This is a genomic window from Mucilaginibacter defluvii (assembly GCF_039543225.1).
Taxonomy (GTDB): domain Bacteria; phylum Bacteroidota; class Bacteroidia; order Sphingobacteriales; family Sphingobacteriaceae; genus Mucilaginibacter; species Mucilaginibacter defluvii.
On sequence record NZ_BAABJI010000002.1, the window covers coordinates 1646828 to 1664693 of the forward strand.

19 protein-coding genes are annotated in these 17866 nt (G+C 44.2%); 7 read left to right on the plus strand and 12 right to left on the minus strand.

Annotation, left to right across the window (positions count from 1 at the left end; all coding sequences use genetic code 11):
- Positions 1-80: 80 nt before the first annotated feature.
- Positions 81-419: a DUF2071 domain-containing protein gene (locus ABD960_RS13460; protein WP_345332822.1), complete on the minus strand. Its 339-nt coding sequence runs from the start codon at positions 417-419 to the stop codon at positions 81-83.
- Between ABD960_RS13460 and ABD960_RS13465 the strand changes: the two genes are divergently transcribed.
- Positions 346-567 carry a hypothetical protein gene (locus ABD960_RS13465; protein WP_345331675.1) on the plus strand — a complete coding sequence of 74 codons (222 nt, stop codon included), beginning with the start codon at positions 346-348 and terminating at the stop codon, positions 565-567. The two genes, ABD960_RS13460 and ABD960_RS13465, sit on opposite strands and share 74 nt — an antisense overlap.
- Before the next feature lie 127 nt (positions 568-694).
- On the opposite strand, the gene ABD960_RS13470 is transcribed toward ABD960_RS13465, so the two are convergent.
- From ABD960_RS13470 to ABD960_RS13485, 4 genes are read right to left on the minus strand one after another with little or no spacing between them, the layout of a single operon-like run.
- Positions 695-1504 carry a M48 family metallopeptidase gene (locus ABD960_RS13470; protein WP_345331676.1) on the minus strand — a complete coding sequence of 270 codons (810 nt, stop codon included), beginning with the start codon at positions 1502-1504 and terminating at the stop codon, positions 695-697.
- Positions 1505-1509: 5 nt separating this feature from the next.
- Positions 1510-2157: a glycerol-3-phosphate 1-O-acyltransferase PlsY gene (gene plsY / locus ABD960_RS13475; RefSeq protein WP_345331677.1), complete on the minus strand. Its 648-nt coding sequence runs from the start codon at positions 2155-2157 to the stop codon at positions 1510-1512.
- A gap of 43 nt (positions 2158-2200) precedes the next feature.
- Positions 2201-3046: a carboxylating nicotinate-nucleotide diphosphorylase gene (gene nadC / locus ABD960_RS13480; RefSeq protein ID WP_345331678.1), complete on the minus strand. Its 846-nt coding sequence runs from the start codon at positions 3044-3046 to the stop codon at positions 2201-2203.
- Between the two features lie 45 nt (positions 3047-3091).
- On the minus strand, positions 3092-3487 hold the full coding sequence (locus tag ABD960_RS13485; protein WP_345331679.1) for a DUF4783 domain-containing protein: 396 nt from the start codon (positions 3485-3487) through the stop codon (positions 3092-3094).
- A gap of 98 nt (positions 3488-3585) precedes the next feature.
- Here ABD960_RS13485 and gpmI point away from each other — a divergent pair, with 98 nt between their 5' ends.
- Positions 3586-5109, plus strand: coding sequence for a 2,3-bisphosphoglycerate-independent phosphoglycerate mutase (gene gpmI, locus ABD960_RS13490; RefSeq protein ID WP_345331680.1), 1524 nt, complete (start codon positions 3586-3588; stop codon positions 5107-5109).
- Entirely contained in the window at positions 5096-5632 is a 537-nt protein-coding gene (locus tag ABD960_RS13495) for a hypothetical protein (protein ID WP_345331681.1), read from the plus strand. The genes gpmI and ABD960_RS13495 overlap by 14 nt, the downstream gene beginning before the upstream one ends.
- Here the strand turns inward: ABD960_RS13495 and ABD960_RS13500 are convergent, their stop codons facing one another.
- Positions 5633-6265, minus strand: coding sequence for a tetratricopeptide repeat protein (locus tag ABD960_RS13500; RefSeq protein ID WP_345331682.1), 633 nt, complete (start codon positions 6263-6265; stop codon positions 5633-5635).
- A gap of 338 nt (positions 6266-6603) precedes the next feature.
- Between ABD960_RS13500 and lon the strand changes: the two genes are divergently transcribed.
- Together lon and ABD960_RS13510 are read left to right on the plus strand one after the other, a co-directional pair.
- A complete protein-coding gene (gene lon, locus ABD960_RS13505; RefSeq protein WP_425563471.1) occupies positions 6604-9078 on the plus strand; it encodes an endopeptidase La in 2475 nt (824 codons plus the stop codon).
- Positions 9079-9159: 81 nt separating this feature from the next.
- Positions 9160-10113: a lipid A deacylase LpxR family protein gene (locus tag ABD960_RS13510; protein ID WP_345331684.1), complete on the plus strand. Its 954-nt coding sequence runs from the start codon at positions 9160-9162 to the stop codon at positions 10111-10113.
- On the opposite strand, the gene arfB is transcribed toward ABD960_RS13510, so the two are convergent.
- Positions 10110-10520, minus strand: coding sequence for an alternative ribosome rescue aminoacyl-tRNA hydrolase ArfB (arfB, locus tag ABD960_RS13515; RefSeq protein WP_345331685.1), 411 nt, complete (start codon positions 10518-10520; stop codon positions 10110-10112). The genes ABD960_RS13510 and arfB overlap by 4 nt on opposite strands.
- Positions 10521-10579: 59 nt before the next feature.
- On the opposite strand from arfB, the gene cmk reads away from it, so the two are divergent.
- Entirely contained in the window at positions 10580-11257 is a 678-nt protein-coding gene (gene cmk / locus ABD960_RS13520; protein ID WP_345331686.1) for a (d)CMP kinase, read from the plus strand.
- Here cmk and ABD960_RS13525 read toward each other — a convergent pair.
- Both ABD960_RS13525 and ABD960_RS13530 read right to left on the minus strand, forming a co-directional pair.
- A complete protein-coding gene (locus tag ABD960_RS13525) occupies positions 11247-11711 on the minus strand; it encodes a deoxycytidylate deaminase (protein WP_345331687.1) in 465 nt (154 codons plus the stop codon). The genes cmk and ABD960_RS13525 overlap by 11 nt on opposite strands.
- 175 nt (positions 11712-11886) lie before the next feature.
- Complete coding sequence (locus ABD960_RS13530) at positions 11887-13497, minus strand: MFS transporter (protein WP_345331688.1); 1611 nt, start codon at positions 13495-13497, stop codon at positions 11887-11889.
- 169 nt (positions 13498-13666) lie between these two features.
- Between ABD960_RS13530 and ABD960_RS13535 the strand changes: the two genes are divergently transcribed.
- The gene (locus tag ABD960_RS13535; RefSeq protein ID WP_345331689.1) at positions 13667-14323 is read left to right on the plus strand and encodes a LysE family translocator; all 657 of its coding nucleotides are present in this window, start codon (positions 13667-13669) and stop codon (positions 14321-14323) included.
- 28 nt (positions 14324-14351) lie between these two features.
- On the opposite strand, the gene ABD960_RS13540 is transcribed toward ABD960_RS13535, so the two are convergent.
- From ABD960_RS13540 to ABD960_RS13550, 3 genes are all read right to left on the minus strand, one after another.
- Complete coding sequence (locus ABD960_RS13540) at positions 14352-14648, minus strand: hypothetical protein (RefSeq protein WP_345331690.1); 297 nt, start codon at positions 14646-14648, stop codon at positions 14352-14354.
- A 121-nt stretch (positions 14649-14769) separates the two neighbouring features.
- Positions 14770-16677, minus strand: coding sequence for an amidophosphoribosyltransferase (locus ABD960_RS13545; protein ID WP_345331691.1), 1908 nt, complete (start codon positions 16675-16677; stop codon positions 14770-14772).
- A 107-nt stretch (positions 16678-16784) separates the two neighbouring features.
- Positions 16785-17837, minus strand: coding sequence for an acyltransferase family protein (locus ABD960_RS13550; protein WP_345331692.1), 1053 nt, complete (start codon positions 17835-17837; stop codon positions 16785-16787).
- Between the last annotated feature and the right edge of the window lie 29 nt (positions 17838-17866).

Sequence of the window (17866 nt, forward strand, 5' to 3'; positions counted from 1 at the left end):
CTTCACCGTCAGGAACGGCCCAAATGCTTCGCCGTATAACTCTTTAACGTCAGCATCAAAAACAAAGTCGGTAAACTCGCCTATACGCCATGGCACATGCTCCACCTCGTATTCCATCTAGTTAACATCGCTTCGCCGGTTATAGCCCAGTAATGCTCCAAAATAAATTCTTCGGCACTACCTGGTTTCATCGGCACAAAATCAGAGTTTACCGTTGCACCCAATTTATTCCAGCGGCCGTTGAGTTTCCATTCGTAAAGGTATGAGGTATGATCAGCATCAACACTTGCTATTTGATGCCGCATAGACAAGAGCCGATAATGCTCCTTATAAAGCGTATTGGCTATGATCGGTATCGTAGCTTTCGATACTATCTCGCTTACAAAAACAGTCCCGCGCTTCCATTCTTTACCATCAATGCCGTACGTAAAAGCGCAGGTTTACCTCCTCGAAGTTGACGTGGCCCGGCCATTTAACGCCAAGCACCCGCGTATTTTAAAAACGGGAGCCTACCATGCTCACCAAACATTTGCCCTGCCACAAATCAAGTTCGGTAGCGGCGGGTAAATATGGTTTAAGTATTCCGGATCGACCTCGTAATTGATCATTAACAGGTTCTTCCAGGCGGCGGTAAGGAATTTATCTTAGCCATCATTAAAAATCCCGCTCTTATGAGGGGCGGGATGCAAACACTTTATTTCTTGTAATACTTCATCGCTTCGGGTATGCGGTTCTGTATGTTGCGTATACGGGTAGCGTCAGACGGGTGCGTGCTTAAAAACTCCGGTGGCGCTCCGCCAGCTTGCTTTGACGCCGCCATACGTTGCCAAAAAGCTACTGCCTCGTTAGGATCATAACCAGCCATCGACATAAAGATCAACCCGAGCCTGTCGGCTTCTGATTCGTTATCACGCGAATATTTCAGCATGGCTAATTGCCCGCCTACGCCATACAATTGCCCAACTATAGCCTGGGTGGCCTGCGATTGGCCACCGGTTGCTGCGCCTACTACGGCACCGCCGGCTTGTGCCGCCATTTGTTTTGACATTTGCTCGGCAGAGTGACGGGCTATAGCGTGCGCTATCTCATGGCCCATTACTACGGCTAAACCGGCATCGGTTTTTGTAACCGGCAGTATGCCACTGTACACGGCCACTTTACCACCCGGCATACACCAGGCGTTTATCTCCGGGCTCTGTATCAGGTTAAATTCCCATTTAAAATTATACTGATCGGCGTAACCATTATCTTTCAGATATTTCTCAATTGCTACGGCAAGCCTGCTACCAATTGTTTTAATGCGCTGCGCATCACTTGTACCGCTAATCACTTTTGTTTTCGGATCGGAAAGTAGTTGCTGGTAGCTTTGCGCCGCCGCCTGGTTGATCTGGTCGTCGCTAACTAAGCTAAGTTGTTTACGGCCGGTAAGCGGCACAGTGGAGCATGAATAAATAACAACACTCGCTACAAAGGCCAGCATTGCAAATGGTTTAAATGATTTCATAGAGTTTAAGTGACTTTTTTTTTAAATAAATTAACCTTCGACTCCTTGCCTTTCAATAAACGCTCGATATTTTTTTGATGAGTTACCAATACCAGCAGGCATATGCACATACCGTAAATAATGACCGATTTTATATACACCGGAAATATAAATGCTACACCGATGGGATATGTAAAGCCGGCTACTATTGAGCTTAATGACACATAACGCGTTATTAGCAAAACAACAATAAACACCACTACGCAAAGCAGGGCCGCATGCAGATTAATAGCTAATATCATTCCAAACAGGGTAGCAACGCCCTTGCCGCCTCTAAAGCCGGCAAAAATTGGGAACAAATGGCCCATAACCGCGGCTATGCCTAATGCCAGCGCGTAATTAGTAAAAGCAACTGAATTGTGTGGACCAGTGGTTGATACACCTATGATGTAGGCGAGGTTGGTGGCTGTCCATCCTTTAAGTATATCAATAAGCATTACGGGTATACCTGCCTGCTTACCTAATACCCTGAATGTATTGGTGGCGCCGGCATTGCCGCTGCCATATTCACGCACATCAATGCCGTAAAACGACAAACCTATCCAAACAGCCGTTGGTATAGACCCGCAAAGGTAAGCCAGTATAAGTGCTGTAATTGAATAAATGGATATCATATACCCGCTTTATATTTTAGGTTGTGAAGCGTAAAGTTCAATATCATTTACTAATAGCTTTTAAGCTCAGATCAAGGCTTTTTACCGAATGCGTTAAGGCGCCCATTGATATGTAATCAACCCCGCAAGCGGCGTAATCGCGTACGTTATTAATGGTAATACCGCCAGATGCCTCGGTAATATAACGGCTGTTAATAATAGCCACAGCCTGCCTTAAATCATCAAATTTAAAATTATCGAGCAATATACGGTCAACGCCGCCGGTTTGCAAAACCTGCTCAAGTTCATCAAGGTTGCGCACCTCAATCTCGATAGCCAGCTTTTTATGTGTAGCCGTGTATTGCAAAGCATTCTCAATAGCCTGCCTTACGCCGCCCGAGTAATCAACATGGTTATCCTTGATCAATATCATGTCATACAAACCAAAGCGGTGATTAACACCGCCGCCAATCCGCACGGCCCATTTTTCAAGGTAACGCAGGCCCGGCGTAGTTTTACGGGTATCAAGCACTTTAGTGTTGGTTCCGGCCAGCATATCAACTATCTGCCGGGTAACGGTAGCAATACCGCTCATGCGCTGCATACAGTTTAATACCAGGCGTTCGGCTATCAGTATGCTGTGTACGCTGCCTTCAACAACCAACACAACATCTTTTAGCTTTACGGCGTCGCCATCCTTTAAATAAGTGGTTACCTTAAGCTCGGGGTCAACGGTATTAAATATTTCGAGCGCCAGTTCAACACCGGCTAAAATACCTTCGTCTTTTACCAGGAGATGCGCCTTACCGGTAGTTCCGGCCGGAATGGTGGCTAAAGAAGTATGGTCGCCATCGCCCACATCCTCCTGTAATGAATTGATTATAAAGTTTTTGATCAGTTGTTTGTCCAAAATTGCGTGTTTAGTGCCCTCAAAAATAAGAACAATTGACAATTATTAAGCTTTTTCAGCTTCAATACGCAAATCTATGATCTGTAAAACACCCTTTGTTCCGTTAAGAGTGAACGATACACGGAAAGCGCCTTTATCGGTAGTCAGCAATAATACACCCAACCGGTACGCATTGCTTGTGTTAACCCGATGTAGCACTTTAACACTTTTGGGTTTATTTTGTGTGAAGAATTTACCTAATATGATACCAGCTTGTGTATTTGAGTAAGTTTCTTCCTTTCTAAGTAACGATACATCAAGCGTGGATGCCATTTGTTTGGTGAGTTCGGCGGAGTTACCCTGCTTAAAAAGCTCGGCAATACTGTCTATCGGGTCAACCGTGGTTGCCGACTGTAAAACAAAAAACATCACCAATAACGGTAAAAATTGGAGCTTTCTCATAATCCTCGATAGCAAGTTACAACAAATTATTACAATAAAACAAGCATATTAATACGCATAAAGTGTTAAAGTTTACACGAGGCCTTTATATTTGCGATGTGGAAACTAACAAAAAACTTGTACTGATGATACTTGACGGCTGGGGATATGGCCGCCAGGATCAGTCGAACGCTATATATACAGCCAATACGCCATTTTTTGATTCGCTGTTACAACGATATCCAAATTCTAAACTCGAAGCATCGGGTACCGCTGTAGGTTTGCCTGCCGGGCAAATGGGTAACTCCGAAGTTGGCCATATGAACCTTGGCGCGGGCCGAGTGGTCTACCAGGAACTGGGCCGCATTAACAAGGCGGTTGACGAGAAAGAACTTGCCGGAAACCCGGTTATTAAAGAAGCGTTTGACTACGCCAAACAAAACGGGAAAGACGTACACTTTATCGGCCTCGTGTCCGACGGGGGCGTGCACTCCCATATTTACCACCTGAAAGGTTTGGTAGATGTAACCCGTGAGTATGGCCTTGATAACGTTTACATCCATGCTTTTTTAGATGGCCGCGATACCGACCCGCAATCGGGTTTAGGCTTTATTACTGAGCTTGAAGAATACATTGCGCCTACATCGGCTAAACTTGCATCCGCTATTGGCCGCTACTACGCAATGGACCGCGATAATCGCTGGGAGCGCGTAAAGCAAGCCTATGATTTGCTGGTAAACGGTACCGGAAAACCGGTACAAAGCATTACCGAAGCTATCAAGGAATCATATGCACAAGATGTGACCGACGAGTTTGTTTTGCCTTTGGTAAAAACTGATGCCAACGGCGCGCCTGTTGCTGTTATAAAAGAAGGCGATGTGGTAATTTGTTTCAACTTCCGTACTGACCGTGGCCGTGAGATCAGCCTGGCGCTTACCCAAAAACCTTTCCCGGAATATAACCTGCACCCGCTGAAGATTAAATACGTCACCATGACATCATATGACGACACGTTTAAGGATGTTGAGGTGATTTTTCGTAAAGATGACCTGACCAAAACCATTGGTGAGGTGTTACAGGATGCCGATAAAACGCAGATACGTATTGCCGAAACTGAAAAATATCCGCACGTTACTTTCTTCTTTTCAGGCGGACGTGAAAAAGAGTTTGAAGGTGAAAAACGCCTGTTGATCCCGTCACCAAAAGTGGCTACTTATGACTTGCAGCCCGAAATGAGCGCCCAAGGTATACGTGACGCCATTATTCCGGAACTTGAAAACAGGTGGCCCGACTTTGTATGCCTAAACTTTGCCAACACCGATATGGTTGGCCATACCGGCGTTTTCGAAGCTGTTGTAAAAGCAGCCGAAACGGTTGATGCCTGTACACAAGCGGTGGTTGAAACCGGTTTAAAAAACGGCTACTCGTTCATCGTCATCGCCGATCACGGAAATGCTGATTACATGATTAATGACGATGGATCGCCGAACACCGCACATACTACCAACCTGGTGCCTTGTATTATAATTGACAGCGACGTAAAAACTGTGAATGATGGCAAGCTTGGTGATATTGCGCCAACTGTATTAAAATTACTGGGCGTAAACATCCCGGCTGAAATGACGGGCAATGTACTGGTATAAACACATTAAAATATTCATACTATCAGCATCCATTACATCCGGGCTTGCCTCTTGCAAACCGGATGTGGTGGCTGGCGATAACCGCTATTTTGATATTAAAGGTTACTTTAGTAAAGAAGCCGAACGGCTCACGCAACTGCATCCGCATGTTGAAAAAACGGTGAAGCACAATAAGCAAAGCGAAAGCCGTGACCTGGGTATATCCAGTTGGAACGATGAGTTAGGCTTGTTCAGCGGATCAGACATTAACAAACCGGCCTGGCGCAACAGCTATAAGGTGATTAAACGCGGCAACACAACGGTTTATAAAGCGAAATTGCCCGAGCTGAAAACGCAATCCATCACCATTGTGAACAGTGGCAACAAAGTACAATCAATTGATATTGTAAACCATACATCCAACCTGCTTTATACCAGCACCGAAAAATTGAGCTATTACCCCGACTCAGCTTATCACATCAGCAAAATGCAGCATGTTCGCCTGCTTGGCGTAAACAGTTATGATATTGATAGTCGTTTTTAATTAGCCACGCTTACCTGTAGCGGTAGCCAGCTTTTCTTTTGAAAGGTCGATTAGCGTAGAGATATCGCTACGGCCAGGATTGGTATCCATTATCTTCTGCAGATCATTTATTGATGCCCGCAATGAATTTATACCACGGTTGCGATCGGCGTTGTTAGCGGCGTGTTCTAATTTGAATAAGCCGTATTCACGATAGGCGATACCTCGGTTTTGATAAAGCTTCATATCGTTCGGATCGGCACTTACCGCGATAGCTTTGGTTAAATCCTGTATCGCCCCTAAAAGATGCTTTTCCTTTTCTTGCGCAGACAGGGATGCATCGCGCCCTAAAAAAGCTTTTGACCGCGCACGGTAATAATATGCCGACGCGTCAACCGGTTTTATAGCGATAACTTTTGAATAAGCTACGATAGATTTTTTGTAATTCTCGCTGTGGTAGTAAGAGTACCCGAGCATCCAGAGGGCATTGGCATTGGTTGAATCAACAAGGCAAGCCTTTTCCAATTGCTTTACAGCCGATTTAAAATTACCATCTAACAAGGCCTGCTCGCCAAGTTTTACGTAAGCGCTTTGAGCCAGGGATGTCTCGATGGTTGAAAAGAGTAATAATGATATTATAGCCGATAATCTCATCAATGGCCCAATGGGTGAACAAAATTAGTATAACATTAACTAACTTTGCAACAAAATATTATACCGAAGTGCACTAATTGAGTTATTTATACCGGGTATAAATAACAAAGCGGATGACTTTTTTTCAGTCACGCTAAAACGGTGTTGCTTCATGCCCAAAAAGCTGCCTTAACACTGTTGACTAATTTACAGATGGTTAAGCACTGAATGATGAATTAGCTAACAAATTGTAATTATTGGCACAGCAGTTGAAACATATATAATAACTGTTTAATAACGCGTTAAATATCCGTACTGATATAATCAGGCTGACAATATGGCGTTAAAATTTTATTTTGATGAGTTACGACCCGTTTGACTTTAAAAATACTTTACCTATTATAAATGAGGAATCAGAGTTCTTTCCGCTAATGTCATCAGAAGACGAAGCGGAGATGAACAATGAGGAATTGCCTCAATCATTACCTATACTTCCGCTGCGTAATACCGTGCTTTTTCCGGGTGTGGTGATACCTATCACGGTTGGCCGTGACAAATCCATTAAACTGATACGCGACGCTAATAAAGGCGACCGTATGATTGGCGTAGTGGCCCAGCAGGATGTATCTATTGAAGATCCGGATTTTACCCAGCTTTGCCACGTAGGTACTTTAGCCGTTATTATAAAGGTGCTGCAAATGCCGGATGGTAACACGACAGTTATCATCCAGGGTAAAAAACGTTTTTTACTGAAAGAAGAGCTGCAAAGCGAACCTTACATAAAAGCTACTATAGAGCCTTACCGGGATACACCGCTTAAAGAGGATAAGGAATTCAAGGCCATGATATCGTCTATCAAGGACATGGCCATGAGCATTATCCAGCTTTCGCCTAACATTCCGAGCGAGGCGGGTATCGCCATAAAAAATATTGAGAGCACTGCTTTCCTTATCAATTTTATAGCCTCTAACATGAACGCCGAAATGGCGGCAAAACAGCGTTTGCTTGAAGTATCGAGCCTGCGCGAAAGGGCTAATATGGTGCTTGAGCATTTAACGCTCGACCTGCAGATGCTGGAACTAAAAAATCAGATACAAACAAAAGTACGCGTTGACCTTGACAAGCAGCAGCGTGATTACTTTTTAAACCAGCAGCTTAAAACCATACAGGAAGAATTAGGCGGCAGCAGCCCTGACCTTGAGATAGAAAATCTGCGCCAGCGTGCTATTAAGAAAAAATGGGCCAAAGAAGTAAGCGACCACTTTAGCAAAGAGCTGGAGAAACTGGCACGCACTAACCCTGCCGCTGCCGATTACTCCGTGCAGATGAACTATCTGGAACTTTTGCTTGATTTGCCCTGGAACGATTTTACCAAAGATAACTTTGACCTGAAACGCGCTCAAAAGGTATTGGACAAAGATCACTTTGGTTTAGACAAGGTAAAACGCCGCATAATTGAATACCTGGCCGTGCTGAAATTAAAGCACGATATGAAAGCGCCTATACTATGCCTTGTTGGGCCGCCAGGAGTTGGTAAAACCAGCCTGGGCAAATCAATTGCTAAAGCGCTTGGCCGTAAATACGTACGCATGGCCCTTGGTGGCGTGCGTGATGAGGCAGAGATACGCGGTCACCGTAAAACTTACATCGGTGCTATGCCCGGTCGCATCATACAATCCATCAAAAAAGCCGGCGCCGCTAACCCGGTGTTTATTCTGGATGAGATTGATAAGGTTGGTAACGATTTCCGCGGCGATCCGTCATCAGCTTTGCTCGAGGTGCTTGACCCGGAACAGAACAGCACATTTTATGATCATTATGTTGAGCTTGATTTCGACCTGTCAAACGTAATGTTCATCGCGACAGCAAACTCCCTGAGTACTATACAGCCGGCCTTGCTCGACCGTATGGAGATCATCGAGGTAAACGGTTATACTATTGAGGAAAAGGTTGAGATTGCCAAACAGCACCTGCTGCCAAAACAGCGTGAAGCGCACGGCCTAAAAACCAAAGACATTACGCTGAAACCTGACGTTCTGGAAAAAGTGATCGAAGATTATACCCGCGAATCAGGCGTGCGGTCTTTAGAAAAAAAGATAGGTTCGGTTGTGCGCGGCATTGCCAAAAGCATCGCGCTTGAGGAGCCTTATAATGCCAACGTTAACAAAAAGGATATTGAAACCATACTGGGTGCCCCTATTTTTGATAAGGACCTGTATGAAGGCAACGATGTTGCCGGTGTAGTAACCGGTTTGGCCTGGACTTCAGTAGGTGGTGACATCCTGTTTATCGAGGCGAGCCTTAGCCCCGGTAAAGGCAAGCTAACCTTAACTGGTAGCCTTGGAGATGTAATGAAGGAATCGGCCGTTATAGCTTTAGCTTACCTGCGCGCACACGCATCCTATTTTAATATTGATGGCCGCTTGTTTGATCAATGGGACGTACATGTTCACGTACCCGCGGGGGCCACTCCTAAGGACGGCCCTTCGGCAGGTATCACTATGCTAACCGCGCTAACCTCTGCTTTTACGCAACGCAAGGTTAAGCAAAACCTGGCCATGACCGGTGAGATAACCCTTCGCGGACGTGTGTTGCCGGTAGGTGGTATAAAAGAGAAGATACTGGCTGCCAAGCGCGCCAATATTAAAGAGATCATTCTGTGTAAGTCAAACCAGAAGGATATATTGGAGATCAAGGAAAATTACATTAAAGACCTGAATTTCCATTACGTTACAGATATGCGCGAGGTAATAAATCTGGCACTACTTAACGAGAAAGTAAAAGAGCCGCTTGACCTCACCATAAAAGAGGACATCAAACCTGTATTAAATTAAATTTTAAGCAAAATATAGATTACCTTTAAAGCCGGATAAAACATATCCGGCTTTTTTATTGACATTCCCCCTGTTGATTTAATGAACCTCAAACATACCTTGCTCCTGCTTTGCCTGTTATCGGGCCTGCAAACCATGGCGCAAACTCATCGCAACGAGTTTGGCTTTCAAAGCGATAACGATTCTTTTCTGGCCCAGGGGTCTGACCGTTATTATACCAACGGCTTATTCGTATTCTTTAGGCGGGGATTAAATGTTAACGATACCACACGTTTTAAAAACAAAGTGTTAGGCATCGAACTGGGTCAAAAAATCTTCAACCCGGCAAGCGGCCAAACGCCTGACCGGGATATGGTTGACAGGCCTTTTGCCGGTTATTTATATGCCGGAGTTAACCTTAACTACTTATACAGTAACGAGAGCAACCTTAAACTGGGTGCGCAAATAGGTATGGTAGGCCCTGCCGCGCTCGGCCGCCAGGCGCAGGAAGTGATACATAATACCTTCGGCTTTTATGAACTGCAAGGTTGGGAATACCAAATACGTAACAACTTTCAATTCAATTTATCGGGCGAATATAATCGGTTGCTTGGTCGAGCGGGTAAGGATGCCGATATATCGTTAAACACTTACGCTAATCTGGGTACAGGCTTTACAGGCGCGGGCGCGGGCTTTTTGGTAAGGCTGGGTAAGTTTAACCAGTTATTTAATTCGGTTAGTATGCAAAGTACCGCCATTAAGCAACGTGGTTTTGAACCGCTAAATAAGCATGAATTCTTCTTTTATCTGCGCCCTACCCTACGTTACGTGGCTTACGATGCTACGATTGAAGGCAGCCTGTTTACAAAATCTGATAATAGTGTTGAGGTAAGGCTTACACGTAAACCCGTAGTATTTAGCCAGCAATTTGGCGTTACCTATGGCGGCGAGCGCTGGATATTTGACTTATCGGCCATCTTCCAGACGAAAGACACCAAGGAGATGCTCAAAGCCCACCAGTGGGGATCAGCAACTATATTATACCGGTTTAATTAATAATCAAAGTTTCGTTTACGGGTCTCTTTTCGGGCTGATTGCCTGCGTTTGTTTTCGGCACGTGCGGCTTTAACGGCACGGCTTACCTTTGTTGGCTTACGCGGTTTATCAACCTTTAAAGCCTTACCCAGCAGTGCTATCAGTTTTTCGAGCGCTTTCTCTTTGTTTAAATACTGGCTGCGCTCCTCGTCACACACTACCTGTATCAAGCCATCTTTATTAAAGCGTGATTGAAAACGGCTATTTAGCAACGCTTTTTCGTCATCGTTAAACAATGATGAGTCCTCTACAGAAAACAGCAGCTCCACTTTGGTTGATACTTTGTTAACGTTTTGCCCGCCTTTGCCACCGCTGCGCGAGGTTTTGTAGAACACCTCTTTTTGCAGTTCCGCCTTGTTTGCATTCATGCGGCAAATATAAATTGTTTACCAGGGCAACGCTTATATTTTGTATCTTGGATGCGCATATGAATAACAATATAGTTGTAGCCATTGATGGTTTCTCATCGTGCGGTAAAAGCACCATTGCCAAAGCCTTAGCCAAAAAACTCAATTTCGTTTACATCGATACCGGCGCCATGTACCGGGCCGTTACGCTCTACTTTTTACGTAATGAGGTTGACGTAGCCGACGAAAAACAAGTTGAAACCGCGCTCAACAATATTCATATCAACCTTAAAACTACTGATGGGCAGGTCAGCATTTTGTTAAATGATGAAGATGTATCTGAGGAGATCAGGCAGATGCATGTAGCCTCAAATGTGAGCAAGATAGCCGCTATACCGGCTGTGCGCCACGCTATGGTAAAGCAGCAGCAACTGATGGGCAAATCCACTAATATTATTATGGATGGCCGCGATATAGGCACTACTGTTTTCCCGGATGCACAGGTAAAATTATTCATGACGGCCGACCCGAAAATTCGTGCTGAACGCCGTTACAAAGAGCTGGTAGTTAAACAGCCTGACATTACAATGGAAGAGGTTTTTGAAAACCTTGCCCTGCGCGACCATGACGATACTACCCGCAAGGAAAGTCCGCTGGTACAGGCCAACGACGCGATAGTGTTAGACAACAGCTACCTCACGCCTGATGAGCAACTCGAATTCGCGTTGAATAAGATCAAGCCTTTTATTAAGGAATAATCTCATTTTCAAATCGCTCGGCAACTACACCAAAGCGGTTCAGAAAGTCGACCCCTTCATCGCTCGGCAAACCTTTGTACGCCGCGTACGATTTATTGTAAAATACATGCTTTATACCTGCCGAAAATATCAGCCTGGCACATGGCAGGCATGGCGACAGCGTGGTATATAATGTAGCGCCCTGCAAATTCGCACCATTCTTTACAGCATATAATATAGCATTCTCCTCGGCGTGCAGGGCCAATGAGCAACTACCACGGGCATCGCGCGGGCAACCGGTGTCAGGCCATTCCTCATCACAGTTATGCGTGCCCGAAGGCGGCCCGTTGTAGCCGATGGAAATAATGCGCGTATCCTTAACCAACACCGCCCCCACGTGCGCTTTAACACAATGCGACCGGCGGGCTAAGTCGGTCGCAAGATTCATAAATATATTATCAAAACTGGGTTTCATTTTGGCGAGTGTCAATGGTGAGTGTCAATGGCGATTGGTCATTAGTGAACAGTTCATTAGTTATCAATGAATTGCTCATCATTCAGCTTCTGTTAAAAAGCATTGGTCAGTTATCATCATCACAAAAATAGTGATTAACAACAACTGACCAATGAGTAATGACTGTTCGCTAATATTAGTGTCCGCCGCCGGCTTCTACACTGTCAATATCGATGCCTTGTGATTTAAGTATGGCGCCTGCTTTCCAGGCAAAGAACGCCAGGTAAGCAAAACCGATAACCGGAACGATATATGAAAAATGAATACCTTCCGAATCGGCAAGAATACCCTGAACCGGCGGAATGATGGATCCGCCCAAAATCATCATAATTAAAAATGCTGAGCCCTGGCTGGTGTATTTACCCAAACCTGTAACTGATAATGAGAAAATTGAAGGCCACATGATAGAACAGCATAAGCCACCGCTAAGAAAAGCGAAGATAGCTACCATTCCTGTAGTCATTAAACCTACTATCATGGCAATAACACCTAATATACCAAACAACGCCAGTGTGCGCACGGGTTTTTGCTGCCCGATAAGGAAGCCTACTATAAGGATGGCTACGCAGATAGCATAAGGATAAAGGTTGCTAACATCAGTACCGGTAGCGCCGTTTACAAACAATATTACACCAAAGGCAACAAAAGGCACTATGATGGTTAAAATCAATTTAGCTGTTTTTGAAAGATTAAAAGCCGCGATAGCGCCTGTCCAACGGCCAACCATCAAACTGCCCCAGTATAAGGAAATGAATGGTGCAACCTGGTCAGTAGTATAACCCCCAAAATTCGGGCTTTCTAACAAAGCGCCCATATTGCTTTGTATAGTTACCTCAACGCCTACGTAGGTAAAAATGGCAATCATACCGTAAACAAGCTGCGGATACTGCATTGCGCCCCACCCGGTTTTACTTTTACTTGATGCCGATACCGAACCGACAAGCGTTATTAAAATTATAGCTAATGAGGCGTAAACAAAGTAAGGTTGAGGCACACCGGTTGCAACGCTCAACGGATCAGCCGCCAGGATTAGCAGGAAAGCAATAAAAAGAATTCCTAATGGCTTGTTAGCTTTGTTGCTCGGCTCCATTTTTTCATCGCTGGTTACACTTGGCAATTTCGATATCCAGAAAAAGATGGCTACCGCGATAAATAAGCCTGCAAGAATTAAATATAAACTATTGACAGACCCTATTTTAACCTCAGAAGCCGGAATTTTTGCCGCGGCCGAACCGAATAGTACAATGTTAACTATAACCGGCCCCATGATGCTGCCAAAGTTGTTAATACTACCCGCAAAATTAAGACGGTGAGTACCTGTCTCCGGGCTGCCTAACGCGATAACAAAAGGGTTGGCTGCCGTTTGCTGTAACGAAAAGCCCAAGGCGATAATAAAAAACGTAAACAATATAAACGCGAAAGAACCTGAATTAATAGCCGGAATCATGATAAGCGCGCCTACAGCTGATATAATAAGGCCTACGATGATACCGTTTTTATAGCCCATTTTATTTAATATATCAATACGTGAAGCCGCTGAAGCAAAGTATAAAATAAGTGAGCCGATAAAATATCCCCCGTAAAACGTAAAGTCGATCAACTGCGATTCAAACTGGGTTAAATTAAAGTGGGCTTTACAGAATGGGATAAAAATCCCGTTAGACGCTGCCAGGAAGCCCCAGAAAAAGAACACTGTAATAATCGTATACAGCGCCGATCCGTAGCTTTTCGTTTTGTTTTGTTCCATTTTATAAGTTGGTTGTACAAATTTTGTTTAAAGCACTAACATAAATCAATTTTTATAATTTCCTGTTATAAGATTAAATTTTGTTACCGCGGCTAACGCATTTTTCTTTTGGTTATGAGATAAAATTGCATATTCGCATGGCCAAAATATGCCGCTCAAGATATAGTTAATGATAGGAGCCATTATTTCAGGAATCGGTATAGGGTTAATACTGACTTTTATAACCGGACCGGTATTTTTCTCGCTGATAAAGGTGAGTATCGAAAGAGGCTTTCAGGCGGGTGTTGCCTTTGCCCTGGGCGTTGTATCAACCGATGTGGTTTTTGTAGGCGCTATACTTTTCGGCTCTCAACTGGTTGATATCACCCCGCAAACCAAAATTTACGCAGGCGTTGTAGGCAGCGTTATACTGCTGGGCGTTGGTATATACTACATCTTTAAAAAGGCTGATGTAAACTATAAAAACTCAACCCCCTCAAAGCTTAAGCGTACCGGCTATTTTTTGAAGGGCTTTTTTATGTGCATTTTTAACCCCACCATCCTTTTTCACTGGATGATGGTGATAGGTACAGCCAGCACAACCTACCATGAGGGCATCCCCAACCGCCAGTTGAAGATCGCTATTATGTTTTTAACAGTGCTGATCGTTCAGTTCGGGCTCGATACGCTGAAGGCCTTTTATGCCAATAAATTACGCGACCGTATATCGGTTACCCTGGTGCATAAACTTAACCAGGTAGCGGGCATCGCGCTTATAATTGCCTCGTTTATTTTGTTTGACAGGCTGGTTACGCACCTTGTTTTCGCACCGGAAAAGGTTTCTTAATTATTACGGTTGAATTGAAATAATCTAACTAATTATTATTTAATACCTCCGGTAACAGGCGATAGCAAATGTACAGCCCAACAACAATTAATATATTTACAATCAGCGTTGTATGTGTTTTGATGACTGCTTTTTTCAAAAACAGTGCAAGCAGTATAATCAATTGAAGTAACACAAAAAATGTTGGCACCCGATAACCATAACTATCACCTACTGCCCCATCACCGTAAATAAAAAAATGAACAAATACGGCAGTTATTTGCATTAAGGCAAAAAGCAAAACATTCAGAATAGCGATTAAAATAAAATTCAAAGCGCTCTTCATTTATCTACGCATAAGCATTATTCGTAAAACTCAAATAATATTAACTTCGAAGCCGCTCATAAATAAAAAACGCCCCATTTTCGGAGCGTTTTGTAAATTGTGTGCAGGTTAACGCCATAGCTTACATGTAAGCACGTTGGTTTTTGCCTTCCATCCAGTTAACAAAAGCGCGGTTAACTACCTTATTGCCACCCGGAGTTGGGTAATTGCCTGAGAAATACCAATCGCCGGTATGGTCAGGGCAGGCAATGTGCAGGTTATCTAAAGTTTGATAAATCACCTGAACTTCTGCATTTGTATTTTTTGGCGTAATTATCTGTGCGATACGGTCAGAAATTTCCTGATCGGTAAATGGCTCGTAAATAGCCTTAACATAATTTAACACCTGCTCTTTAGGCAGTTTGGCGCTATCTTTACATTGCTGGTAAACCTTCAATAATATTTCCTCTTTACCGGCATCCTTAAGCAAGCTTACCGCTGCCTCAAAAGCCACAAACTCACCCATGCGCGACATATCGATGCCATAGCAATCCGGGTAACGTATTTGCGGGGCTGACGATACTACCACGATTTTTTTAGGCCCTAAACGATCGAGTATTTTCAGGATGCTTTGCTTAAGTGTGGTACCCCGAACGATTGAATCATCCAACACCACCAGTTTATCGGTACCACGGTTAATTAAACCGTACGTGGTATCGTAAACGTGGGCTACCATTTCGCTACGGTCGGCATCCTGTGTAATAAAGGTACGCAGCTTCACATCCTTTATCGCGATCTTCTCTACACGCGGAGCTAATTGCAGCACCTCGGTCAGTTCCTCATCGCTTATTTTGTCGTCGCGGTTAAGCAACCTGTCGCGCTGGTATTTCTTGATGTATTTATGCACCCCTTCAACCATGCCGTAAAAAGCAACCTCGGCAGTGTTAGGAATATAAGAGAATACGGTGTTTTTGATGTCGTGATCAACGGAGTTGAGTATTTGCGGGCACAATAAACGGCCTAACTGTTTACGTTCGCGGTAAATAGATGAGTCGCTGCCACGGGAGAAGTAAATACGCTCGAAAGAACATGATTTCTTTTCCAGCGGTTCGCTAAACATATCTTCAGATACATCGCCGTTCTTTTTAACGATAAGGGCATGGCCGGGTTTGATCTCGTTGATCTCTTCAAGCGGAATGTTAAAAGCCGTTTGAATAGCCGGGCGCTCTGAGGCCGCCACCACAATTTCATCGTTATAATAATAAAATGCCGGGCGTATACCACTTGGATCGCGCATCACGAATGCGTCACCATGGCCCATAATACCGGCAATGGTATAACCGCCATCCCAGTTTTTGGCTGATTTACGGAGTATTTTGGCAACATCCAAATCGTTGGCGATTAACTTGCTGATTTCAACATTATCATCCAAACCCTCACGTTTGTACTGGTCAAACAAGCCCTGATTTTCGGTATCCAGAAAGTGGCCTATCTTTTCAAGCACGGTAACGGTATCTGCCTTTTCTTTAGGGTGCTGCCCTAAATCATAAAGCTGTTGCAGTAACTCGTCAACATTAGTCATGTTGAAGTTACCGGCAATTACCAGGTTACGTGTTTTCCAATTGTTTTGACGCAGAAAGGGGTGGCAGTTTTCGATACTATTTTTGCCATGCGTACCGTAACGCAGGTGGCCCAAAAGCACTTCGCCGGTAAAGCTAACATGTTCTTTAAGCCAATCAGCGTCGGTAAGCTTATCCGGAAACTCCTTCTCGATGTCAGCAAATTTTTTCTGGATGTACTCAAAAATATCAGCAACGGCATTTGAGGCCATTGAGCGGTGACGGCTGATGTAGCGTTTACCGGGATCAATGTCCAGCTTAATGGTAGCAACACCTGCGCCATCCTGGCCGCGGTTGTGTTGTTTTTCCATTAAAAGGTACAGTTTGTTTAAGCCGTACAGTGCAGTGCCGTACTTTTGCTGATAATAAGAGAGTGGCTTTCTTAGGCGGATAAATGCCACACCGCATTCATGTTTAATCTGATCGCTCATGATTTGGAATGAGGTTGCAAAGGTAAACTTTTGCCGGAGATAATCCCCTATCCTATTGTCATTAAAAAAGCATTAATATTGATATAAATTTAACACTCCCTTAACTTTTATATGGCACGAACGGGAACCAGCTTTTGCTTTAGCCATTTGCGCACCGGCTCATCATACACTTTTAAAGTTGCGAAAGCAAACACGATAAAGAAAACGAAAAGGCCAACAGCAATGGGCAGATTCTGATCTACAGCCGGCTTTTTCACACTTATCCAGTAACCGTAAATGTAGATGAAAGGGTAATGGATGAGATAGAGCGGGTATGACAACTCTCCGGCGAACTTGCAAACCTTTGTCCAGGTACCGCTTACCTGCCCTCCTGCACCGGCAGCTACCACCAACGGAAAAAGCAGAATAACACAGGTCACATCATACAACCCATTATATTGAAACCTCGGCATAAAGAATACTACGAATAGCAGTAATGAAAGCAGCGGATAGGCCATCGGCATTTTGATCAGCTTACCTGTACGAAACAACAGTAAACCTGCAAAAAACGGGAATAGCATACGTATGGGTGCAGCCCACAAGGTTTCGTAACTCCAGCCCAAACCCATATAGTTTTGTTTAAGGGCCATCACGATCAAAGCTGACCCGGCAACAACAAGCACTATTACTAAAGCGGCTTTATTTAATTTGCGGCCTATCAGCGCGTAAATAATATTGGCGACATATTCCTGCAATAACGACCAGCACGGCCCGTTCAGCGAATGGGTTTCACCCCATGCCCGAACGTCCGGATGCGGCAGAATGGTATAACCGATCAGCATAATACCAACCAGTTTTAATAAGCTCATGTTAAATGAGCTGTCGTGATAAGGATCGAACCAAAAAGCTATCGCGCCAACGGTAATGCTAAATATCACCATCGGATGCAGGCGCGCAAACCTTATTTTCAGAAACTGGCCAACACTCATGTTGCTCCAGCGGTCATCATAAGCATAGCCCACTACGAAGCCGGACAGCAGATAGAAAAAATCAACCGCCAGGTAACCATGGTTCATGGGGTGTGTTTCGGGTGGAAAGTTTACTTCCAGTATATGAAAAATAACTACAAGTATGGCGGCTGTACCGCGCAATCCATCGAGTATTGGGTAATGGGGTTTCATCAAATAAAAAATGCTTATGACGTTGTAAA